This window comes from Pseudomonas sp. B21-032 (assembly GCF_024748965.1).
Taxonomy (GTDB): Bacteria; Pseudomonadota; Gammaproteobacteria; order Pseudomonadales; family Pseudomonadaceae; genus Aquipseudomonas.
In genome coordinates, this window is sequence record NZ_CP087180.1 from 4,281,383 (window position 1) to 4,302,287 (window position 20,905).

Genomic DNA, 20,905 nt, shown 5'->3' on the forward strand with positions numbered 1-20,905 from the left:
CCTCGTACAGGCAAAAAAAATCCCCGAACCAGTCGGGGATTTTTTTATCGCTCGCGGATCAGTCTTCGCGGTAGCGGCGCAGCTTCAGCTGCTTGCCGGCAACACGAGTGTCCTTGAGCTTGGTCAGCAGACGCTCCAGACCTTCCTCCGGCAGCTCGACCAGGCTGAAGCTGTCGCGCACCTGGATGCGGCCGATCGCTTCGCGGGCCAGGCCGCCTTCGTTGAGGATCGCGCCCAGCAGGTTCTTGGCGGCGATACCGTCACGCGCGCCCAGCGCGGTACGGCAACGCGCACGACCTTCGCCCAGCGGCATGGGTGCACGACGCTCACGCTCGCCACGCTCTGGACGATCGCCAGTGCGCTCACGCGGAGTGTAGGTCGGAACCAGCGGCTGCTCTTTCTCGACCGCTTCCAGGGTCAGGGCCTGACCGTTGGTAGCCTTGCGCAGCAGGGCAGCGGCCAGGGCACGCGGGCTGCAACCGATGTCGGCGGTTAGGCGATCAAGCAGATCACCGTGGGTCGACTCGGCGTCAGCAACCAGCGGCGCCAGGCTGTTGGTCAGCTTCTTGATGCGCGCATCGAGAACGGCCTGGGCGTTCGGCAGGCGAACTTCAGCAACCTTCTGACCGGTAACACGCTCGATCACCTGCAGCATGCGACGCTCGCGCGGGGTAACCAGCAGCAGCGCGCGGCCTTCGCGACCGGCACGGCCGGTACGGCCGATACGGTGAACGTAGGACTCCGGGTCGTACGGCATGTCGACGTTGAACACGTGAGTGATGCGCGGTACGTCCAGACCACGGGCAGCGACGTCGGTAGCGACGACGATGTCCAGGCGGCCATCTTTGAGCGAGTCGATGACGCGCTCACGCTGGTTCTGGGCAATGTCACCGTTCAGCGCAGCGGCTTTGTAGCCTTTGGCTTCGAGGGCGCTGGCCAGGTCCAGGGTGGCTTGCTTGGTACGCACGAAGGCGATCAGCGCGTCGAACTCTTCCACTTCCAGCAAACGCAGGACAGCAGAAACCTTCTGGTCGGCGTGGACCATCAGGTGGGCTTGTTCGATAGCGGTAACGGTCTGGGTCTTGCTCTGGATCTTGACGTGCTTCGGCTCGCGCAGGTGGCGCTCGGCGATGGCACGGATGGATGCAGGCAGAGTGGCCGAGAACAGTACGGTCTGACGGCTTTCCGGCATGGCCTTGAAGATCACTTCGAGGTCATCCATGAAGCCCAGCTTGAGCATTTCGTCGGCTTCGTCGAGCACCAGGTGGTTGACGGTTGCCAGGACTTTCTCGTCGCGACGCAGGTGGTCGCACAGACGGCCCGGGGTAGCAACGACGATTTGCGCGCCGTTACGGATAGCTTTCAGTTGTGGGCCCATCGGGGCACCACCGTATACGGCCACCACGGTTACGCCCGGCATTTGCTTGGCGTAGGTTTCAAAAGCGGTGGCTACTTGCAGCGCCAACTCACGGGTTGGCGCCAGGATCAGGGCTTGCGGCTCGCGCTTGCTCGGGTCGATGCGGTGCAGGATTGGCAGAGCGAAGGCAGCGGTTTTACCGGTGCCGGTCTGCGCCTGACCGATCATGTCGTGACCAGCGAGAATAATCGGGATCGATTGCTGCTGAATGGCGGACGGCTCTTCGTAGCCGGTAGCCAGCACTGCAGCAACAATGCTCGGATGAAGTTCGAGAGCGGCGAAGCCGCCGGTTTCCTGGGTCATGGGTCTGCCTCTAAGTGCATCCGCAAAGACCCATGCTCCAAAGCTGCACATGCCTTGTAAGACCCGAAGGTCACCCTGGCAGCTTTGTCGGCGGGGATTTGCGAAAACGATTGAAGAAAAAAAGGAACGTCAAGGAGAGTCCGCAGTGCGGACGCGCAGCCGAAGCTGGCTTCGGGGAATTGCACACCTTAAACGAGGTCCGGTGAAAGACCGGCGCGTACTATACCTGAATTCGCCATTCACGGGAGATTTTTTTCATGAAACACGCCAGCGCCAGGCCACGTAACGGCGGGCCCGGAAAGTGGACGACACTGGCGGCTGAATCGATTTTCCGCCAGTGACACGGTGACGCGCCTCAGGACGCCGGGCGAATCGCACCGATCAGCGGTTGCAACGAGTAGCCCAGTTGCGGCGCCAGCGCCTCGGCCCGCGCGGTCAGGCCCGGCAGATCGAGCTGCTGGTCGAGGTCAGCCGGGACCATGAGGATCACATTGCCCTCCTTGACCGGCAATTCCCAGTAATGCCGATGATAAAGGCCGCGCAGCAGCGCCGCACCCAGTGGCTTGCCGTCGTCGCTGGCCCACTGGTTGATCACCAGCCAGCCGCCGGGGTTCAGGCGTTTCTGGCAGTTTTCCAGAAAGCTCCAGGCCAGGTGGGCGACACCCGGGCCGTGGTCGGTGTAGAGGTCGACGAAGATCAGGTCGGCGGATTCGGCCGTCTCCAGCAGCTCCATGGCATCGCCGATACGAATGTACAGGCGCGGGTCGTCATCCAGGCCCATGTACTCGATGGCCAGGCGCGGCACATCCGGGCGCAACTCGATGGCTTCGACGTCTTCCAGCGGCAGGAATTTCAGGCAGGCCTGGGTCAGGGTGCCGGCACCGAGCCCCAGGAACAACGCGCTCTCGGGCTCGGCGTGAGCCAGCGCGCCGATCAGCATGGCACGGGTGTAGTCGTACTCCAGCCAGCTCGGGTCGGCGGTGAACACGCAACTCTGCTCGATCGCCTCGCCAAATTCGAGAAAGCGATAGTCGTCGACTTCCAGCACGCTGATGGTGCCGTACTGGTCCTGCACCTGGGCCAGCAGTCGCTCTACCCGTTCCACTGTCATGCTGTCTCCCGGCAGACGCCGCCGTATCGCGCAAAAACCGCCATTGTCTGTCAATAGCGCCAGTGCAACAAGGCATGCGCCACCTGTTAACATGGCAGACAGCCCCTTTCCGAACAGATCGAGCCCGCAATGAACCACCCCTGGAGTCCTGACAGCTGGCGCGCCCTGCCGATCCAGCAGCAACCAAGCTACCCCGATGCTGCCCATCTGCTCAAGGTCGAGCAGACCCTGGCCAGCTATCCGCCGCTGGTGTTCGCCGGTGAAGCGCGGGAGCTGCGCCGCCAGTTTGCCGAAGTCACCCAGGGCCGGGCCTTCCTGCTCCAGGGCGGTGATTGCGCCGAAAGCTTCGCCGAGTTTTCCGCAGCCAAGATTCGCGACACTTTCAAGGTCCTGTTGCAAATGGCCATTGTCATGACCTTCGCCGCCGGCTGCCCGGTGGTCAAGATCGGGCGCATGGCCGGGCAATTCGCCAAGCCGCGCTCGGCGGGCGACGAGACCATTGGCGGCGTCACCCTGCCGGCCTACCGTGGCGACATCGTCAACGGCATCGGTTTCGACGAAGAAAGCCGGATCCCCGATCCGGAGCGCCTGCTGCAGGCCTACCACCAGTCCACCGCCAGCCTCAACCTGTTGCGCGCCTTTGCCCAGGGCGGCTTCGCCGACCTGCATCAGGTGCACAAGTGGAACCTGGACTTCATCGCCAACTCGGCGCTGGCAGAAAAATACAGCCAGCTGGCCGACCGCATCGACGAAACCCTGGCATTCATGCGCGCCTGCGGCCTGGACAGCTCGCCACAGCTGCGGGAAACCAGCTTCTTCACCGCCCACGAAGCGCTGCTGCTGAACTACGAAGAGGCCTTTGTACGCCGCGACAGCCTGACCAACGACTACTATGACTGCTCGGCGCACATGCTCTGGATCGGCGATCGCACCCGTCAGCTCGATGGCGCCCACGTCGAGTTCCTGCGCGGGGTGAACAACCCGATCGGGGTCAAGGTCGGGCCAAGCATGAACACCGAAGAGCTGATCCGCCTGATCGACGTGCTCAACCCCAGCAACGACCCCGGCCGCCTCAACCTGATCGTGCGCATGGGCGCCGACAAGGTCGGCGAACACCTGCCGGCGCTGATTCGCAGCGTCGAGCGCGAAGGCCGCCAGGTGCTGTGGAGTTCCGACCCGATGCACGGCAACACCATCAAGGCCAGCAGCGGCTACAAGACCCGCGATTTCGCCCAGATCCTCAGCGAGGTCAAGCAGTTCTTCCAGGTGCACCAGGCCGAAGGCAGCCATGCCGGTGGTATCCATATCGAGATGACCGGGCAGAACGTCACCGAATGCATTGGCGGCGCACGCCCCATCACCGAAGACGCCCTCTGCGACCGCTACCACACCCATTGCGACCCGCGAATGAATGCCGATCAGTCGCTGGAGCTGGCGTTCCTGATCGCCGAAACCCTCAAGCAAGTGCGTCGCTAACGCGGCCAGCGGCCAGCGGCCAGCGCCACGCGCAAGCGTGCGGCGCTGGCGCGCGGGCAGTGCAACTGCACCTCGGCCAGGCCCAGCCAGCTGGCCATGCGCTGCAGGTTGTCGGCCAGGGCCTGCATGCCCGCGTCATCCAGCCCCGGCTGCTCTTCGTGCACCGCGTGGATTGCCAGGCAGTCATTGGCACGCTCGGCGCGCAGGTCGACCCGCGCGGCAATCCGTTCGTTGTGCAAAAACGGCAACACGTAATAGCCGTACACGCGCTTGGGCGCCGGCGTGTAGATCTCCAGGCGGTAACGAAAGTCAAACAGCCGCTCGGTGCGCTCACGCGCCCAGACCAGCGAGTCAAAGGGTGAAAGCAAGGCGCTGCTGCTCACTTTGCGCGGCACCTTTGGCGCCTCCAGGCAATACGCCGCTTGCGTCCAGCCCTGTACCGCACAGGCTTGCAATTGCCCCTCCTCGACCAGTTCGGCCAGGCGTGCGCGGCTGTCGCCGGGGGCCAGGCGAAAGTAGTCGCGCAGGTCCTTCTCGGTGGCCACGCCCAGCGCCTGTGCGGCATGCAATAAAAGCCCACGCTGAGCGTCGGCCTCCGGCAGTGGTGGTTGCTCAAGCAATGCAGCCGGCAGTACCCGCTCGGGCAAATCATACAAGCGCTCGAACCCGCGCCTGCCGGCGACATTGACCAACCCTGCGGCAAACAGCCATTCCAGCGCGTGCTTCTCCGCACTCCAGTCCCACCAGGGCCCGGCGCGCTCCTGGCGGGTCGACAGGCTGCCAGCGCCGAGGGCGCCGTGCTCGGTCACCGCCGCCAGCACCCGGGCAATGGTCGCTTGCTGCTCGCGGCCAAAACGCGCCAGCTGTTGATAGATCCCCTGCCCCTGGCGCGCACGCTCCATGCGCCAGCGCAGCAGTGGATACAGCTGCAGCGGCAACAGCGAGGCCTCATGCCCCCAGTATTCGAAGAGTTTGCGTTGACGGTTGCGCCCCCAGGCCAGCTGATCGAGCAGCGCCTGTGGATAACTGCCGAGGCGGGAAAACAGCGGAAGGTAGTGCGAACGCACCAGGGCATTGACCGAATCGATCTGCACCACACCCAGGCGTTCGATCATCCGGCTAAGTTGCGCGGCTCCGAGCGACGGGCTCGCCTGCCGATTGTTGAAGCCTTGAGCCGACAACGCCAGGCGGCGCGCCTGGGCCAGGGAAAGGGACTGTGTGGTGGGCATGCCCGGCTCCTTGTGAACAAGCCCACTTACACTAGTCGTGGCACCGCCATGACGCGACTCATTTTTTCAGCGGATCATCCCAGAACGGGCGCTCCACCTCGCGCAGGATATCGGCGCGGCTCAAGCCGATATCGTCCAGCGCCGCGTCACTCAGGCGCGCCAGTTCAAGGCGCTGGCGATGCAGTTGGCGCCAGCGCAGCAGTTGCTGACTGAAGCCTTGGCCAAGGTAGTAAAACCAGCTGTGCCGGGACGTTGAGTACTGCAGAACAAGCGACTTCTGACCTTTCATCGTCTTACCCTCCTGTTGGGATGACGACAGTGTCAGGTCGGGCATAAGATCAATCCAACGAATGTTTCTTATGTAATACATCTAGGAGATTGATGCCTTGTCCCAGTACCAGAGTATCGATTCCGACGTGCTGCGCACCTTTGTCGCCATTGCCGAACACGGCGGCTTCACCCGCGCCGGCGAAGTGGTCAACCGTACCCAGTCGGCGGTAAGCATGCAGATGAAGCGCCTGGAAGAGGACATCATCCAGCGCCAGCTTTTCGAGCGCGATGGCCGCCAGGTGCGCCTGACCGCCGAGGGCCAGGTGCTGCTGGGCTATGCCCGGCGGATCCTCAAGTTGCACGGCGAGGTGTTCAATACCCTGCGCATGCCGCACATGGTCGGGGTGGTGCGCATCGGCACCCCGGACGACTACGCCATGCGCTTTTTGCCAGGCATCCTCTCAAGTTTTGCCCAGGCCTATCCGTTGGTGCAGGTCGAGGTGCACTGCGAAAGTTCGCGGCAGCTGATGCAACGCCAGGATCTGGACCTGACCATCGTCACTCGCGAGCCTGGCAACGAAATCGGCCAGTTGCTGCGCCGCGAGCGCGCAGTCTGGGTGCAGGCCCAGGGCTTCTGCCCGCATGAGCACAACCCGCTGCCGCTGGCGATGTTCAACTGCGATTGTTACTGCCGGACCTGGGCCTGCAACGCCCTGGATGCCATCGAGAAGGAGTACCGGATCGCCTACACCAGCGCCAGCACTGCGGCGATCATGGCCGTGGTCAGCGCCGGCCTGGCGGTCACCGCGCAGCTGCACAGCCTGATCACCAGCGACCTGCAGATCATCGGCGAGGCCGAAGGCCTGCCCCCACTGCCCACCGCCAGCATCATGCTGCTGCGCAATCGCACCACGCAGTCGGAAATGACCGACTGCCTGGCCGACTACATCATCGAGGGCTTCAGATCTTGAACGCGAGCATTACCGCGCACAGCACCAGAAAGCCGCAGAACAGCGAACGCAGGACTTTTTCCGGCAAGGCGTGAGCCAGTTTCACACCCCAACTGATGCTCAGCAAGCCACCGACCGCCAGCGGGATGCCCATGCTCCACTGCACGTGTTGATGCAGACCATAAGTCAGCAAAGTAACGGCCGTACTCGGGGCCGCCAACGCCAGCGACAAACCCTGGGCAACCACCTGGGTGGTGCCGAACACGCTGGTCAGCACCGGCGTTGCCACCACCGCCCCGCCGACCCCGAACAAGCCGCCCAGCACCCCGGCGCCGCTGCCCAGCACGCCCAGCCACGGCCAGGGCTGGCGCAGTTCACTGGATGGCTGCGCCGTGCGCATGAACATCCGCGCCAGGTTCCAGGCCGCCAGCGCCACCAGAAACAACACGAAGCCAAAGCGCATCGCCTGGGCATCGACGCCCACCGCCCAGATCGAACCCAGCCACGCAAACACAAAACTGCTCGCCGCCAGCGGCAGCGCATGCCTGAGCTCAATGCGATTGCGCTGGTGATACCGCCACAGTGCCAGCAGCACGTTGGGCACCACCATCACCAACGCCGTGCCCTGGGCCAGTTGCTGGTCTAGGCCGAACAGCACCCCCAGCGCCGGAATCGCGATCAGCCCGCCGCCAATGCCGAACAACCCGCCCACGGTACCCAGTGCCGCGCCCAGCGCTATGTACATCACCCACTCGATCATTGCTGTCTCTCTTAAGTGCCAAGCGCTGCATGCTACCGAGCTGGCGCTAGCGGGGAAACGCACAACAACGCACAATGGCTGTGCCATATACGCAAAAGCAGATCTGCCGCCATGAACCCCGACGCCCTGACCGAACAACTCAGCCTATTTCTCGATGTGCTGGAAACCGGCAGCTTCTCCGCTACTGCCAGGCGTCATCCGTTGACGCCTTCGGCGGTGGCACGGCGTATCGACAGCCTGGAAAGCGCAGTCGGCAGCCGCCTGTTCGTGCGCAGTACCCATGCGCTAAGGCCGACGCCGGCGGGCAATGCCTTTGCCGAGCGCGCCCGGCGAATTGTCGAAGAACTGCGCCTGGCCCGGGCTGAAGCGGTGTCGCTGAGCAATGCCCCGGAAGGCCTGATTCGCATCGACGCCCCGGCCGCCTTCGGCCGCCGCCACCTGGCCCCGGCCATCGCCGATTTCCTCGTTGCCTATCCCGGCCTGGACGTACAACTGCGCCTGATCGACAGCTTCGTCGACCTGCACGGCGCGCACCTGGGCGAAGTCGACCTGGTACTGCGCGCCGGCCCGCTGGCCGACACTCGCCTGGTGGCCACGCCGCTGGCCTATATGGTGCGCATTGCCTGCGCCAGCCCCGGCTATCTGGCCCAGCGCGGCATTCCCGCCAGCCCGGCTGAACTGCCTGAACACGATGGCCTGGACTGGGACGGCCTGGCCCCGCCCTTCGCCTGGCGCTTCGCGGTCGAGGGGCAGATGCGCCTGTACCGCCCGACGCGCATGCGCATGAGTGCCAACAATGCCGAAACCCTGCTGTTCGGCGCCCTCGCCGGCCTGGGCATCGCCCACCTGCCCACCTGGCTGATCAGCGAGTACCTGCTGCGCGGCGAATTGCTGCCGCTATTCTGTGACAACGGCCTGCCCGGCGCCGAAAGCAGTGGCATCTATGCCCTGCGCCTGGAACATGAAACGAACTCTCGCAGCCGTTTGCTGCTCGAATTCCTCAAGAGCCGCTTCAGCCCGATCCCGCCATGGGACCTGGCGCTGCAAAGCGAGCTGCGCTGGCAGTAAGTGCGCTAATGACTTGCGTGCTAAATTTAAAGGACTCAACCCATGAAAGGATGTGCATGAACGCCGACCCGAAAGCGCCCGCTCCCTGCGACGAACTGCGCCTGGATAACCAGGTGTGCTTTGCTCTGCATTCGACTTCGCTGCTGATGACCAAGGTCTACAAGCCGCTGCTGCACAAGCTTGGGCTGACGTACCCACAATACCTGGCGATGTTGGTGCTGTGGGAACAGGACGGCCTGACCGTCGGCGAGATAAGCCAGCGCCTGCTCACCGATCCAGGCTCGCTCACTCCCTTGCTCAAGCGCCTGGAAGCCGAAGGCCTGCTCAAGCGTACCCGCAGCCGTGAAGATGAACGGGTCGTGCTGGTGCAGTTGAGCGACCAGGGCCGCGCCTTGCAAGCCCGGGCCAAGGATGTGCCGCACTGCATCCTCGCCGCCAGTGGCGAGAACCTCCAACGCCTGCAAAAGCTGCAGGCCGACTTGCTGGAACTGCGCGCCAACCTGCAAAAAAGCCTCTGAGGGCTATGCTGGTAGATGACCGTTCGTAGGTCAGCCGAAAAATTATCTTGCGCACTAAATAATTGCGCGCTAATTTAATTTCCGTACCCACTCAGCGCCGCGGCGCCACTCACAAGCGAGGCTCATCATGCAAAAAGTCACTCCGCTGTACATTGCCCAAGCCACATCCACCGGTGGCCGCGACGGTAAATCGAGCTCCAGCGACGGCAAGCTGGAAGTCAAACTGAGCACCCCCAAGGAACTGGGCGGCGCCGGTGGTGACGGCACCAACCCCGAACAGCTGTTTGCCGCCGGCTATTCGGCCTGCTTTATCGGCGCCCTGAAGTTTGTCGCTGGCCAGCAGAAAAAGGCCCTGCCTGCTGACAGCTCGATCACTGCCAAGGTCGGCATCGGCCAGATTCCGGGTGGCTTCGGTCTGGATATCGACCTGAACATCAACCTGCCGGGCCTGGACCAGGCTGAGGCACAAGCACTGGTCGACGCCGCTCACCAGGTCTGCCCGTACTCCAATGCCACCCGTGGCAACGTTGATGTACGCTTGCATGTCACTGTCTGAGTGATAAAACCCCAGGCATAAAAAAACCCGGCCAAGGCCGGGTTTTTCGATTGCGCAGGAATGCCAGGCTTAGACCTTGGCACGGCCCTTGTAGGAGCCGCCTTCGCGAGTGTCGATCTCGATCCAGTCGCCGATTTCGATGAAGTCAGCAACGCTCAGCTCGGTGCCGTTCTTCAGCTTGGCAGGCTTCATGACCTTGCCCGAAGTGTCGCCGCGAGCGGAACCTTCGGTGTAGTCAACCTGACGCACGATGGTGGTTGGCAGGTCAACCGAAACCAGGCGCTCTTCGAAGAACACGGCTTCGCAGACGTCTTCCATGCCTTCTTCGATGAACGGCAGAACGGCCTCGATGTCTTCGGCGTTCAGCTCGTACATGGTGTAGTCAGTGGTGTCCATGAAGGTGTAGGTGTCGCCGTTGATGAACGACAGGGTCGCTTCTTTGCGATCCAGGATTACGTCGTCCAGCTTGTCGTCGGCCGAGTAGACGGTTTCAGTCTTGTAGCCGGTCAGCAGGTTCTTCAGCTTGGTTTTCATGATCGCGCTGTTACGGCCCGACTTGGTGAACTCAGCCTTCTGAACCAGCCATGGATCGTTGTCGATACGGATCACGGTACCGGGTTTCAGTTCTTTACCAGTTTTCATTGCGATATATCCGAATTTGGATGGATTTACAAAAATCGAGGCCGCATATCATAGCCAATTTCGGTAAAACTGTACCAGCGCCGTGGCAAGGTCCGGCTGAGCGGCCTGCGCGGCGCTCCAGCGGCGGGCGTGCTGGTCGAGTTCGTCCCAGTGCAGCAGCACCTGCTGCCAGGCCTGGCCCATGTCGCAGTCCATGTTCCAGGCGCGCCACAATTGTACCAGCGCGTCGCCTGCCGCAGCGCTCAGGCCCTGGATGTACAGATCCAGAAACGCTTCGAGTTTTTCCCAGTGGGCATACTCTTCCTGCACATAAATATGCCAAAGCAGCGGCCGTGCCGCCCATTGCGCACGAACGAAAGAGTCTTCACCGCGCACTGCATTGAAATCGCAGCTCCACAGCAGCCGGTCGTAATCGTCCTGGCTGACGAACGGCAGGATCTGCACGGTCAGTGCGCCGCGCCGGGCAACACTGCCGACGCACAGCGGCTCGCCGAGCCAGGCCTGAACATCGCCCAGCACCCGGCCTTCGGGCACCAGTAGATGATTGGCGCGGCTGTCGCCAGCCAGGGCCTCGAGCCAGCTGGCCACACCGGGGTTTTCATAGGCGAACAGCGAAATCAGGCGGGCGTTTGCCGCTGGCGTCACGCCCAGGCGCTGCAGAAACGCGGTGCGTGCGGCAGGGTCCTGCTGCAGCACGTCGCGTTGTGCCAACAGGTTCGCCTCACGCAGCAAGCCGCCGGTTTTGCGGGTGAAGCCCGGAAAGAAAAACACCTTGCGCAAGCCATTGGCCTGGGGCGACGGCAAACCATGGCAGCCTTCGACCCAGTCTTCGGCGCTGAGATAATCCAGGTTCAGCCACAATGGCGCACGTGGCTGATCGAGCATCGCCTGCACATAAGCGGGCGGCAACTGACAAGCGAACGCGCCAATCACCACCTGCGCTACCGCCGTGTCCTGCCACTCGCCAGGCCATTGGCGCACATCAACGCCCTGTTGCCATTGCTGGGCGGCATCGGCCCGGGCCGCGGGACAAATACGCACGAACGCCTTAAGGTCATCCACCCACAGGCGCACCGCCTGGCCCTGCTCGGCCACCAATTGCCGGGCCAGGCGCCAGGTCACGCCGATGTCGCCGTAGTTGTCGACGACACAACAGAAGATGTCCCAGTGCGCTTTCATCGCGAGCCCCTTGGAAAAAGCGCCGATTGTCCGGGTAAATCATCGCAGACAAAAGCATGGCAGGTAAAAAACCTGCTGCACCATGCGACAATGGCCACCCGTGTCCTGGCCAGGAGGCCATCATGCCCCGCCCTCGCGAACTGAAGATCACCCTCAAGCCGCTGCAACTGATCCTGTGCATTGCCCTGGGCCTGTGGCTTGGCGCCGTGGCCATCGCCCTGAGCCTGTGGCTGGCCGGGCGCCTGCTTCCCGCGACGGTGCCGCCGATCGGCCAGGTGCTTGCGCCGCCTGCCATCGCCCCGGCGCCCCCGCCGGCGGCAGACCCGCAACAGCAGATGTTCGAGCAGTACCAGCAGATCCTGCGCAACCAGCAGGTACAGCAGGCCGAAGAACAGGCACAAGGCAGCATGCGCAACCTGTCCAACCCCAAGTGCCAGTTCTGGCTGCAGCAAAACCGCAACCTGCCCACAGAAAAAAGTCGCGCCCATGTCCTGGAATTTTGCAACTGACACCATGAACAAAGCCGACCTGTTGCAACGCATCATCGATACCCTGACCTTCGACCTGGACGTCGCCCAGCGCGCGGCGCAAACCGCCTATGAAGCGGCCACCGCCGAAGAGAACATCGCCGAGAACAAGTACGACACCCTGGGCCTTGAGGCTTCGTACCTGGCCACCGGGCAAGCCCGGCGCATGGAAGAGATCCGCCAGGCGCGGGCGGCGTACCAGCAGTTGCTGCTGCGCGACTATGACCCGCAACGCGGCATCCAGGTCAGCAACCTGGTGACCCTCGAGGCCGAGAACGGCAGTTGCCAGCAGTTATTCCTCGGCCCCGAAGGCGCGGGCCTGAAGATTGGCCAGGGCGAGCACCTGGTCACGGTGATCACCCCGCGCTCGCCACTGGGTCAGGGACTGCTCGGCAAGGTCGAAGAGGATGAGGTCAGCCTGGTGCTTGGCGGGGTGTCCCAGCGTTACTACATCCTCAAGGTTCTGTGATCAGGAAGGCTGCGCCTTCACAAAGATCCCAAGGCATCAAAGCGCTGCGCCAACCCCTGGCTGGCAAACTGCTCGATGATAAAATCGACAAAGGCCCGGGTCTTGCCCGGCAATAGTTTGTGTTCGGCGTAGTACAGCGAGATGTTGCCGTCGTCCACATACCAGTCCGGCAACACTCGCAGCAGCCGCCCGGCCTGCAGGTATGGCACGGCAAATGGCATGCTCACCAGCGCTACGCCCAGGCCCTGCTCCGCTGCCGCGCAGGCGGCTTCCGAATCGCTCATGGTCATGCGCAGGCGCAGGCTCAACGGACTTTGTTCCCGCTCGCGGCTGGTCAGCGGCCAGGAGCGCACGCGCCCGGTTTGCGGCGAACGGATGAGGATGCCATCGAGTGCGTGCAAGTCGCCAGGCTGGGTGATCGGCGGATGCTGCTGCAGGTAGGCCGGCGCCGCTACCAGAATCCGGTGCGCCGGAGTCAGCTTGCGCGCCACCACGCCTTGCGGCAGATCGAAGCCGCCGCCAATGGCCGCATCGAAACCTTGGCCAATCAGGTCGACCTGGCGGTTATCAAAATGCCAATCAGGGCTGATGGCCGGGTAGCGCCGCAGGAACTCAGCCAGCAGCGGCACAATGTACAGACGGCCGAACACCGTGCCCATGCTCACTTTCAGGGTACCGGCAGGCTGCCCTTCGGCACTGGCAAGGTTAGCCACGGCGTACTGGATGGTCTGGAAACTCGCCGCTACCTCACCGAGAAAACGCTGGCCGGCCTCGGTCAGGGTCAGGCGCCGAGTACTGCGCTGGAACAAGCGCACACCCAGACGTGCCTCCAGGCGGGCGACGTTCTTGCCCACTGCCGCCGGGGTCAGGCTCAGGCGCCGCGCGGCTTCGGCAAAGCTGCCGACCTCGGCGCTGCGGACAAAACACTCGATACTGCTGAACGACTCCATCGCGGCGATTCCATACTTCTGGTTTACACAGACTATAGCGATTACTGGCTACCGGCAGGGTAATCAGCGGCCGATACTGGGCCCCATCCAAGGCATCCGGCCTTGTTCTTTCGGGAGCACAGCATGTCGACCCAATCCAGCCTCAACGGTAAAGTAGCCTTGATCCAGGGTGGCTCGCGCGGTATCGGCGCTGCCATCGTCAAACGCCTGGCCGCCGAAGGCGCCAGTGTCGCCTTCACCTACGCCAATGCCCCGGCCCAGGCCGATGCCTTGCAGCAGAGCATCATCGCCGCCGGCGGCAAGGCCCTGGCAATCAAGGCCGACAGCGCCGATGCCAGCGCCGTGCAGCAGGCTGTGGCAAGCACCGTCGAGGCCTTCGGTGGCCTGGATATCCTGGTCAATAACGCCGGGGTACTGGCCGTCGGGCCACTGGCGGATTTCAGCCTGGAAGACTTCGACCGTACCCTGGCGGTGAATGTGCGCAGCGTTTTCGTCGCCACCCAGGCCGCTGCCCGGCACATGGGCCAGGGCGGGCGTATCATCAACATCGGCAGCACCAATGCCGAGCGCATGCCCTTCGCCGGTGGCGGCCCCTATGCCATGAGCAAGTCGGCGCTGGTCGGCCTGACCCGCGGTCTGGCCCGTGACCTCGGCCCCCTGGGCATCACCATCAACAACGTCCAGCCGGGGCCGGTGGACACCGACATGAACCCGGCCCAGGGCGAGTTCGCTGAAAGCCTGATGGGCTTGATGGCGGTGGGTCGCTACGGCCACGTCGATGAGATCGCCAGCTTCGTCGCCTACCTGGCCGGCCCGGAGGCGGCGTACATCACTGGCGCAAGCCTGAGCATTGATGGCGGCTTCGCGGCCTGAGGCCAGTCAATGACCGTCCCTGTCGGCCAGGCGCTGTTCAATCAACTGGACAAAGGCCCTGGCGGCCGGGGTCGGGTGCGTCGACCAGATCGCATAAACGTGACGCACCGGCGCATCCTCGACCGCTACCGACGCCACGCCATTGAAGCCGTTGGCAATTCGCGCCGGCACCAGGCCGATCGCCAGGCCGCGCTTGGCGAATTTCTCCACCAGGCGGATGTTGGTCATTTCGAACTGCACCCGATGGCGCACTCCGGCGGCAGCAAAGGCTTCGTCAGTTTGCCGGCGCGCGCCGCTACCGGCGGGAAAATCCACCAGCGGCTGGGCTTCAAGATCGGCCAGAGACAAGCGAATCTTGCCTGCCAAAGGGTGCTCGACAGCCATCACCGCCACCAATTCTTCTTCGGCCAGCAGGCGGTACTCGACGCCTTCCAGCCGCTCGCCCGGCCAGATTCCGATAAAACCCACGTCCAGGCGTCGCTCGCGCACGTCGGCGATCAGCAACTCGCTCTTGGCCATCAGCCAGCGGATGTCCACCCGTGGATGTTGGGCATGAAAATCAGCCAGCAGATCGACCAGGTCCAGCTCGGTCAGCGAGGTGATCTCGCCGATCGACAATTGCCCGCGCACTTCACCGCAGGCGGCGGCAACATCCTCGGCAATCCTTCGAGTCGCCTCCAGTGCTGGCCGCGCGCTTTGCACAAAAGCTTCCCCCGCAGGCGTCAGGCGCACGCGCCGCGAGCTACGCTCGAACAGGCTGACGCCGAGGGTTTCTTCCAACCGGGCAATCTGATGGCTCAAGGCCGACTGCACCACATGGCAGCGCTCGGCGGCGCGGGTGAAGCTGCCGGTGTCGACTACCGCCAAGGCATATTCAATCTGCTTGAGATTCATGGATCGATCTATTTTCAAGATGGATAGAATGAAAACGATACATTGGCGTCATGCTAGCGCATTTCCCATACTGTCACCTCCAACTGCCACTGATTAGAGACGGTCCATGACCTCTGCCATCCACCCCCTGAGCCGCGGCCTGATTTTGCTGATGGCCACTGCCACAGGCCTCGCGGTCGCCAGCAACTACTACGCACAACCCTTGCTGCACAGCATCGCCGAGCATTTCGGCCTGACTACTGCCAGCGCCGGGGCCATCGTCATGGCCGCACAACTGAGCTACGGCGCCGGCCTGTTGCTGCTGGCACCGCTGGGCGACCTGTTCGAACAACGCAAGCTGATCGTCAGCATGATTGCCATCAGCACCCTGGGCCTGCTGATCAGCGCCTTTTCGCCAAGCCTGATATGGCTGCTGATCGGCACCACCCTCACCGGCCTGTTTTCGGTGGTCGCCCAAGTGCTGGTGCCGATGGCGGCGGGCCTCAGTGACCCGTCACAACGCGGGCGGGTGGTCGGCACGCTGATGAGCGGGCTGCTGCTGGGCATCCTGCTGGCGCGCACGGCTGCCGGCTTCATGGCTGAACTGGGTAGCTGGCGCAGCATCTACCTGTTGGCGGCAGGGTTGATGGGGCTGTCGGCGATCGCCCTGTTCCGTGCCCTGCCCGAGCGCCATCAGCACGCCGGGCTCAGTTATCCGGCGCTGCTCGGCTCGGTGTTCCGCCTGTTCGTCGACGAGCCGATCCTGCGCTTGCGCTCGCTGCTGGGGCTGTTGTCGTTCAGCCTGTTCGCCTTGTTCTGGACGCCGCTGGCCTTTCTGCTGTCGGCCGAGCCTTACCACTATTGCGACGCAGTGATCGGCCTGTTCGGCCTGGCCGGTGCCGCCGGGGCCCTGTCGGCCAACTGGGCCGGGCGCCTGGCCGACCGCGGCAAAGGCCCGCTGGGCACCACGGTGGGCTTGCTGGTACTGCTGCTTTCGTGGGTACCGCTGGCCTTTGCGCAGTCGTCGCTGGCGGCATTGCTGGTTGGCGTGCTGTTGCTCGACCTGGCGGTGCAGCTGGTGCACGTGAGCAACCAGAACGCGGTGATTGTCCTGCGTCCGCAAGCGCGCAACCGCCTGAATGCCGGCTACATCACCTGCTACTTCATCGGCGGCGCGCTCGGCTCGCTGCTCGGCACGCAGCTGTTCCAGCGCTATGGCTGGGACGGCATCGTCATCGCCGGCCTGAGCATCGGCGCCCTGGCCCTGCTGGTCTGGGGCCTGGCTGAGCGCCAGCGCGCCGTGCGCCCGGGTATCGCCTAACGGCGCACAAAGGCTTCATCGACCCTCGCCAGGTGCTCCTCGCGCAGGGTCCCGGCGTAGTAGTGCAGCTTGATCCAGGCCAGCAGATAGTCGTAGCGGGCCTGGGCCAGGTCGCGGCGGGTGGTCGCCAGTTGCTGCTCGGCATTGAGCACATCGAGGTTGACCCGCTCGCCACCCAGCACACTCTGGCGGGTCGATTGCACCAGCGCCTCGGCCGAAGTCAGCGCGCGCTGATAGGCCCGCAGGCGGCTGACGCCGGACTGGCAGGCGTTGTACTGGCGGCGCAGCTCGATCAGGGTGGTACGGGTATTGCCGTCCAGTTCATATTCGGCCTGCTCCAGGTTGCGGCTGGCCTGACGGGTGGCCGCCGACACCCCGCCCCCGGCAAACAACGGCAGGCTGACTTCGATGCCGATGGTGTTGGTGTCATAGCGCTGGTTATAGGTGTTGCCACTGTCGGACTGCATTTGCCGTGAGGTAGCGTAAGCCGTGACCTTGGGCAGGTGCCCGGCACGGTTGCGCTCCACCTCGAATCCGGCCACTTCCAGGGCCTGGCGCTGGGACGCCAGTTGCGGGTTGTTGGCCAGGGCCAGCTCATGCCAGGCCTCGTAGGTCGCTGGCTGCAGCGCCAGCAGGGCAAAGCCGTCGTTGAGCGGCGCCAGCTCGTCGATGCGCGCCGAAGGCTCGCCGATCAGCGCCCCCAGCTCGCGCAGGGCGGCATCCTGATCGTTACGGGCCTGGATCTCCTCGGCGTCGGCCAGCTCATAGCGGGCCTGGGCTTCGAGGATGTCGGTACGGGTGCCCTCGCCCTGCTGGAACAGTTGCTGGTTCTGCTGGAACTGCTGTTGATAGGCCTGCTTGCTGGCGACACTGATACTGATCTGGTCGTCGGCAAACAGCGCCTGGGTATAACTGGTCATCACCCGCACCAGCAGTTCCTGGCTCTTGCCGCGAAATGCTTCATCGGCGAACAGCGCCTGGGCCACGCCCTTGCGGTAACTGGCGTAGGCCTCGTAGTCGAGCAACGGCTGCTGAAGGATGAAGGTCGAGCCGTAGCTGTTGTAGTGGCGGTCTTCATCTTCGCGCGGCGAATCGCCCAGGTAGCGGGCCTTGGAATCGTTGCGACCCTTGTTGTAGTTGTACGACAGGTTTGGCAGCAAACCGGCGCGGCCAATGGTGCGGTTTTCCTGCCCGGCGTCGCGGGCCTTGAGCGCGCCGAGGAACACCGGGTCCTTGCGCAGCGCCTGTTCATACACCTGAAACGGCCCCATGGCCTGCGCGCCCGCCCCTGTTGTCAGGGCGAACGCCGCCAGCAGCCCGGTCATCAAGCTTTTCATCCACGGGCTTCCTTATTGTTCGGTCAACGCGGTGCCTGCCCGGTCGAGCAGGGGTTTGAACAGGTAATTGAGCATCGAGCGCTCGCCGGTACGCACGAACAATTCGGCCGGCATGCCCGGTTTGATCACCAGCCCGTCAAGGCGCGCCAGGGCCTGCTCGCTGACGGTGCTGCGCAGCACGTAATACGGCTGGCCGGTCTTGTCATCGAGCAACTGGTCGGCGGAAATCAGCGCCACCTCGCCCGACACCCGCGGCGTGCTGCTCTGGTTGAAGGCGGTGAAGAGGATATCCACAGGCAGCTGCATCGCGACTTTATCCACAAGGTTGACCGGCAGGCGCCCTTCCACTTCCAGGGCGGTGCCCTGGGGCACCACCTCCAGCAAGGTTTCGCCGGCGCGCACCACCGCGCCCTCGGTATGCACGCCAAGGTTGACCGCAATGCCGTCGGCCGGGGCGAGGATCTCGCTGTGCTGCAGGTCGAAACCGGCCGAGGTCAGTTGCTGCTCTAGGGTCAGGCTTTTCAGTTGCGCTTCGGCCAACTGGCTGCGCACCTCTTTCTGATATTCCTCGCGCCGCTGCTGCAGGTTCAGCCGCGACTCGACAATGCCCTGTTCCAGCCGCGCGCTGTCGCCGCTGTTTTGCGCCAGGTCGCGCTGGACCTGGGACAACTGGCGCTGATACTCGAGCAAGCGGTTGCGCGGAATGTAGCCCTGAATTGCCAGCGGCTTGAGGTTCTCCAACTGCTCACGCAGCGAATCGGCCTGGGCCTGCAGGTCGCCACGGGCGCGGCGCATGCCGGCCAACTGAGCCACGGCGCCGTCGATACTGGCGGTCAGCCCGGCCTGCTCGCGGGCCTGGGCATCACGGCGGCTGCTGAACAGCTGGCGCTGGCTCTCGAGCACCAGGCTCAGTTGCGGGTCGGGGTTGCTGGCAAGCTGCGCTGGAAAGATGATTGCGCCGAGGTTGTCGCGCTCGCTCTGCCAGCGCGCCAGGCTGGCCCAGGCCAAGCGGTACTGGGCCTGCAGCGATTGCACATCGGCCTGGACCTGGGTCTGGTCGAGGCGAAACAACGGCTGACCCTGTTTAACCAACTGGCCTTCGCTGACCAGGATGCGGCTGACCACGCCACCGGCCAGGGATTGCACCGCCTTGCGCTTGCCCGAGACCACCACGGTGCCCTGCACGGCAATGCCTTGATCGAGCGGCGCCAGGGTTGCCCAGGCAATGAACCCGCCAAAACCGACCAGGGTCAGCAGCCAGCCCAGGCGCACGTAAAACCGGGCACTGCGGCTTTTATCGACCTGGCTCATGCGCCACCTCCGGTTGCCAGTGCGGCATTTGCGGGCTGGCGCTGGGCCTGCTCCTGAGCCCGGCTCAGGGCCTGCATGACTTCATGGGTCGGGCCAAAGGCCTGCATCCGGCCCTCGCTGAGCACCAGCAGTTTATCCGCCTGGGCCAGGGCGGCCGAGCGGTGCGTAACCAGCACCACGGTGCGGCCCTGGGCTTTCATCTGGGCGATGGCAGTGGCCAGCGCCGCTTCGCCGCTGGTGTCGAGGTTGGAATTGGGTTCATCGAGCACGATCAGGCTCGGCCCGCCGTACAGGGCCCGGGCCAGAGCGATGCGTTGCTTCTGCCCGCCTGACAGGTCGCCGCCGTCTTCGCCCAGGCGTGTGTCATAGCCTTGCGGCAGGCGCAGAATCAGTTCGTGCACGCCGGCCTGGCGCGCGGCTTCGACCACCTTGAGGCCGTCGAGCTCGGCAAAGCGGGCAATGTTCTCGGCAATGCTGCCGCGCAGCAGTTCGATGTTCTGCGGCAGGTAGCCGATATGCGGGCCGAGGGCCTCGCGGTCCCAGCGGTGCAGGTCGGCGCCGTCCAGGCGCACGGTACCGGCCAGGGTCGGCCAGACGCCGACCAGCACCTTGGCCAGGGTCGACTTGCCCGAGCCGGAGGTGCCGAGCACGCCAAGTACTTCGCCGGCACCCAGGTTGAAACTGATCTGCTGCAAGGTGGCCACGCGCTTGCCAGGCGGCCCGGCGCTGACCTGTTCGAAGCCCAGGCGCCCGCTTGGCGCTGGCAAGGCCATCGGCGCCGGCGGCTCGGGAAACGCGCGCAGCAGGCCATCCAGGCGCTGATAGGCCATGTGCGCGCCACTCCACTGCTTCCACACGGCAATCAGCTGATCGATCGGGCTGAGCACCCGGCCCATGAGGATGGAACCGGCGATCATCATCCCCGGGGTCATCTGCCCCTCGATCACCAGCAGGGCGCCCAGCCCTAGCACCAGGGACTGCAGGCACAGGCGCAGCGACTTGCTCACCGCGGTGATCACCGCCGAGGTATCGCTGGCCTGGTTTTGCAGGTTCAGAAAGCGCGAATGCAAGGCAAACCAGCGCTGGCGCAAGGCGCCAAGCATGCCCATGGCCTGGATGCTCTCGGCATTGTGCAACTGGCTGCTGGCCAGGTGCGTGGACTGCTGCTGGAAACCGCTGGCCTCAACCAGCGGCTTGTGAGTCAGGCGTTCGTTGAGCACCGCCAGGGCAATCAGCAGCAGCGCCCCGGCACAGGCCATGACACCCAGCCAGACGTTGAAGAGGAAAATCACTGCCAGATAAATCGGAAACCAGGGTGCATCAAAGAAGGCAAACAGTGCAGGACCGGTGACAAATTGCCTCACTTGCGTGAGGTCGTTAAGTGCTTGCCCGGCCTGCCCGTCGCCCTGGCGCAAGTTGCGCTCAAAGGCTGCACGGTAGACGTGGAGGTTAAAGCCCTGCTCCAGCTGGTTGCCAACCCGGATAACAATAAAACTGCGGATCGCTTCCAGCGCGCCGATAAATACGAAGAAGCCGACTACCATCAACGTCAACATCCACAGGGTTGTTTCGTTTTGCGAAGACAGTACCCGATCATACACTTGCAGCATATAAATCGAGGGCACCAACATAAGCAGGTTAATCAACGCGGTAAAACAACCCACACTCAATAGCGTGGACTTGTGATCGGCCAGTGCTGCCCACAGGGGTGCCCCGGCTTTATGAGTCGGCTTGTTCATTGTCCGCCTTTCTATCACTGAAAAAT

20 protein-coding genes and 1 pseudogene are annotated in these 20,905 nt (G+C 63.8%); 9 read left to right on the forward strand and 12 right to left on the reverse strand.

Going from position 1 to position 20,905, the window contains the following annotated elements:
• Positions 1-58 precede the first annotated feature (58 nt).
• Both LOY54_RS19690 and LOY54_RS19695 read right to left on the reverse strand, forming a co-directional pair.
• Positions 59-1,754 (reverse strand): annotated as a pseudogene (locus tag LOY54_RS19690) (DEAD/DEAH box helicase).
• Positions 1,755-2,075: 321 nt separating this feature from the next.
• Entirely contained in the window at positions 2,076-2,831 is a 756-nt protein-coding gene (locus LOY54_RS19695; RefSeq protein WP_045195222.1) for a spermidine synthase, read from the reverse strand.
• 129 nt (positions 2,832-2,960) lie between these two features.
• Here LOY54_RS19695 and LOY54_RS19700 point away from each other — a divergent pair, with 129 nt between their 5' ends.
• Positions 2,961-4,307 (forward strand): class II 3-deoxy-7-phosphoheptulonate synthase, encoded by a 1,347-nt coding sequence (locus LOY54_RS19700; protein ID WP_093380541.1) that lies wholly within the window; start codon positions 2,961-2,963, stop codon positions 4,305-4,307.
• Here the strand turns inward: LOY54_RS19700 and LOY54_RS19705 are convergent.
• Together LOY54_RS19705 and LOY54_RS19710 are read right to left on the reverse strand one after the other, a co-directional pair.
• Positions 4,304-5,536 carry a winged helix-turn-helix domain-containing protein gene (locus tag LOY54_RS19705; protein WP_258607647.1) on the reverse strand — a complete coding sequence of 411 codons (1,233 nt, stop codon included), beginning with the start codon at positions 5,534-5,536 and terminating at the stop codon, positions 4,304-4,306. The two genes, LOY54_RS19700 and LOY54_RS19705, sit on opposite strands and share 4 nt — an antisense overlap.
• A 58-nt stretch (positions 5,537-5,594) precedes the next feature.
• Positions 5,595-5,825 (reverse strand): DUF1127 domain-containing protein, encoded by a 231-nt coding sequence (locus LOY54_RS19710; protein WP_309475654.1) that lies wholly within the window; start codon positions 5,823-5,825, stop codon positions 5,595-5,597.
• Positions 5,826-5,922: 97 nt separating this feature from the next.
• Between LOY54_RS19710 and LOY54_RS19715 the strand changes: the two genes are divergently transcribed.
• Complete coding sequence (locus LOY54_RS19715) at positions 5,923-6,777, forward strand: LysR family transcriptional regulator (RefSeq protein ID WP_258607649.1); 855 nt, start codon at positions 5,923-5,925, stop codon at positions 6,775-6,777.
• Here LOY54_RS19715 and LOY54_RS19720 read toward each other — a convergent pair.
• Positions 6,767-7,516, reverse strand: a complete 750-nt coding sequence (locus LOY54_RS19720; RefSeq protein WP_093380533.1) for a sulfite exporter TauE/SafE family protein — start codon at positions 7,514-7,516, stop codon at positions 6,767-6,769. The genes LOY54_RS19715 and LOY54_RS19720 overlap by 11 nt on opposite strands.
• Before the next feature lie 111 nt (positions 7,517-7,627).
• Between LOY54_RS19720 and LOY54_RS19725 the strand changes: the two genes are divergently transcribed.
• The 3 genes from LOY54_RS19725 (at position 7,628) to LOY54_RS19735 (ending at position 9,658) form a co-directional block, all read left to right on the forward strand.
• Complete coding sequence (locus tag LOY54_RS19725) at positions 7,628-8,584, forward strand: LysR family transcriptional regulator (RefSeq protein WP_258607650.1); 957 nt, start codon at positions 7,628-7,630, stop codon at positions 8,582-8,584.
• 56 nt (positions 8,585-8,640) lie between these two features.
• Positions 8,641-9,102, forward strand: a complete 462-nt coding sequence (locus LOY54_RS19730) for a MarR family winged helix-turn-helix transcriptional regulator (protein ID WP_093380528.1) — start codon at positions 8,641-8,643, stop codon at positions 9,100-9,102.
• Between the two features lie 127 nt (positions 9,103-9,229).
• Positions 9,230-9,658: an organic hydroperoxide resistance protein gene (locus LOY54_RS19735; protein ID WP_045195238.1), complete on the forward strand. Its 429-nt coding sequence runs from the start codon at positions 9,230-9,232 to the stop codon at positions 9,656-9,658.
• A gap of 69 nt (positions 9,659-9,727) precedes the next feature.
• On the opposite strand, the gene LOY54_RS19740 is transcribed toward LOY54_RS19735, so the two are convergent.
• Complete coding sequence (locus LOY54_RS19740) at positions 9,728-10,300, reverse strand: elongation factor P (RefSeq protein ID WP_038994110.1); 573 nt, start codon at positions 10,298-10,300, stop codon at positions 9,728-9,730.
• 48 nt (positions 10,301-10,348) lie between these two features.
• Positions 10,349-11,479 carry an elongation factor P maturation arginine rhamnosyltransferase EarP gene (earP, locus tag LOY54_RS19745; RefSeq protein ID WP_258607651.1) on the reverse strand — a complete coding sequence of 377 codons (1,131 nt, stop codon included), beginning with the start codon at positions 11,477-11,479 and terminating at the stop codon, positions 10,349-10,351.
• A 122-nt stretch (positions 11,480-11,601) separates the two neighbouring features.
• On the opposite strand from earP, the gene LOY54_RS19750 reads away from it, so the two are divergent.
• Complete coding sequence (locus LOY54_RS19750; RefSeq protein ID WP_045195243.1) at positions 11,602-11,988, forward strand: hypothetical protein; 387 nt, start codon at positions 11,602-11,604, stop codon at positions 11,986-11,988.
• Between the two features lie 4 nt (positions 11,989-11,992).
• The gene (locus LOY54_RS19755; RefSeq protein WP_093380523.1) at positions 11,993-12,475 is read left to right on the forward strand and encodes a transcription elongation factor GreAB; all 483 of its coding nucleotides are present in this window, start codon (positions 11,993-11,995) and stop codon (positions 12,473-12,475) included.
• 17 nt (positions 12,476-12,492) lie between these two features.
• Here LOY54_RS19755 and LOY54_RS19760 read toward each other — a convergent pair whose 3' ends face one another.
• Positions 12,493-13,425: a LysR family transcriptional regulator gene (locus tag LOY54_RS19760; protein WP_093380520.1), complete on the reverse strand. Its 933-nt coding sequence runs from the start codon at positions 13,423-13,425 to the stop codon at positions 12,493-12,495.
• A gap of 123 nt (positions 13,426-13,548) precedes the next feature.
• On the opposite strand from LOY54_RS19760, the gene LOY54_RS19765 reads away from it, so the two are divergent.
• Entirely contained in the window at positions 13,549-14,298 is a 750-nt protein-coding gene (locus LOY54_RS19765) for a 3-oxoacyl-ACP reductase family protein (protein ID WP_258607653.1), read from the forward strand.
• 6 nt (positions 14,299-14,304) lie between these two features.
• On the opposite strand, the gene LOY54_RS19770 is transcribed toward LOY54_RS19765, so the two are convergent.
• Positions 14,305-15,192, reverse strand: coding sequence for a LysR family transcriptional regulator (locus tag LOY54_RS19770; protein ID WP_093380517.1), 888 nt, complete (start codon positions 15,190-15,192; stop codon positions 14,305-14,307).
• Between the two features lie 106 nt (positions 15,193-15,298).
• Between LOY54_RS19770 and LOY54_RS19775 the strand changes: the two genes are divergently transcribed.
• Positions 15,299-16,492 (forward strand): MFS transporter, encoded by a 1,194-nt coding sequence (locus LOY54_RS19775; RefSeq protein ID WP_258607654.1) that lies wholly within the window; start codon positions 15,299-15,301, stop codon positions 16,490-16,492.
• Here the strand turns inward: LOY54_RS19775 and LOY54_RS19780 are convergent.
• Genes LOY54_RS19780 through LOY54_RS19790 form a run of 3 tightly spaced genes read right to left on the reverse strand, consistent with a single transcriptional unit; the run spans position 16,489 to position 20,879 of the window.
• On the reverse strand, positions 16,489-17,829 hold the full coding sequence (locus tag LOY54_RS19780; protein ID WP_258607655.1) for a TolC family outer membrane protein: 1,341 nt from the start codon (positions 17,827-17,829) through the stop codon (positions 16,489-16,491). The genes LOY54_RS19775 and LOY54_RS19780 overlap by 4 nt on opposite strands.
• A gap of 12 nt (positions 17,830-17,841) precedes the next feature.
• Positions 17,842-19,140, reverse strand: coding sequence for an HlyD family type I secretion periplasmic adaptor subunit (locus LOY54_RS19785; RefSeq protein ID WP_093380515.1), 1,299 nt, complete (start codon positions 19,138-19,140; stop codon positions 17,842-17,844).
• Entirely contained in the window at positions 19,137-20,879 is a 1,743-nt protein-coding gene (locus LOY54_RS19790; protein ID WP_093380513.1) for a type I secretion system permease/ATPase, read from the reverse strand. The genes LOY54_RS19785 and LOY54_RS19790 overlap by 4 nt, the downstream gene beginning before the upstream one ends.
• Positions 20,880-20,905 lie beyond the last annotated feature (26 nt).

Bases quoted from the DNA above. Each gene is read 5' to 3' on its own strand.
- LOY54_RS19695 (WP_045195222.1), bottom strand. From the start codon at position 2,831: ATGACAGTGGAACGGGTAGAGCGACTGCTGGCCCAGGTGCAGGACCAG.
- LOY54_RS19700 (WP_093380541.1), top strand. From the start codon at position 2,961: ATGAACCACCCCTGGAGTCCTGACAGCTGGCGCGCCCTGCCGATCCAG.
- LOY54_RS19705 (WP_258607647.1), bottom strand. From the start codon at position 5,536: ATGCCCACCACACAGTCCCTTTCCCTGGCCCAGGCGCGCCGCCTGGCG.
- LOY54_RS19710 (WP_309475654.1), bottom strand. From the start codon at position 5,825: ATGAAAGGTCAGAAGTCGCTTGTTCTGCAGTACTCAACGTCCCGGCAC.
- LOY54_RS19720 (WP_093380533.1), bottom strand. From the start codon at position 7,516: ATGATCGAGTGGGTGATGTACATAGCGCTGGGCGCGGCACTGGGTACC.
- LOY54_RS19725 (WP_258607650.1), top strand. From the start codon at position 7,628: ATGAACCCCGACGCCCTGACCGAACAACTCAGCCTATTTCTCGATGTG.
- LOY54_RS19730 (WP_093380528.1), top strand. From the start codon at position 8,641: ATGAACGCCGACCCGAAAGCGCCCGCTCCCTGCGACGAACTGCGCCTG.
- LOY54_RS19735 (WP_045195238.1), top strand. From the start codon at position 9,230: ATGCAAAAAGTCACTCCGCTGTACATTGCCCAAGCCACATCCACCGGT.
- LOY54_RS19740 (WP_038994110.1), bottom strand. From the start codon at position 10,300: ATGAAAACTGGTAAAGAACTGAAACCCGGTACCGTGATCCGTATCGAC.
- earP (WP_258607651.1), bottom strand. From the start codon at position 11,479: ATGAAAGCGCACTGGGACATCTTCTGTTGTGTCGTCGACAACTACGGC.
- LOY54_RS19750 (WP_045195243.1), top strand. From the start codon at position 11,602: ATGCCCCGCCCTCGCGAACTGAAGATCACCCTCAAGCCGCTGCAACTG.
- LOY54_RS19755 (WP_093380523.1), top strand. From the start codon at position 11,993: ATGAACAAAGCCGACCTGTTGCAACGCATCATCGATACCCTGACCTTC.
- LOY54_RS19760 (WP_093380520.1), bottom strand. From the start codon at position 13,425: ATGGAGTCGTTCAGCAGTATCGAGTGTTTTGTCCGCAGCGCCGAGGTC.
- LOY54_RS19765 (WP_258607653.1), top strand. From the start codon at position 13,549: ATGTCGACCCAATCCAGCCTCAACGGTAAAGTAGCCTTGATCCAGGGT.
- LOY54_RS19770 (WP_093380517.1), bottom strand. From the start codon at position 15,192: ATGAATCTCAAGCAGATTGAATATGCCTTGGCGGTAGTCGACACCGGC.
- LOY54_RS19775 (WP_258607654.1), top strand. From the start codon at position 15,299: ATGACCTCTGCCATCCACCCCCTGAGCCGCGGCCTGATTTTGCTGATG.
- LOY54_RS19780 (WP_258607655.1), bottom strand. From the start codon at position 17,829: ATGAAAAGCTTGATGACCGGGCTGCTGGCGGCGTTCGCCCTGACAACA.
- LOY54_RS19785 (WP_093380515.1), bottom strand. From the start codon at position 19,140: ATGAGCCAGGTCGATAAAAGCCGCAGTGCCCGGTTTTACGTGCGCCTG.
- LOY54_RS19790 (WP_093380513.1), bottom strand. From the start codon at position 20,879: ATGAACAAGCCGACTCATAAAGCCGGGGCACCCCTGTGGGCAGCACTG.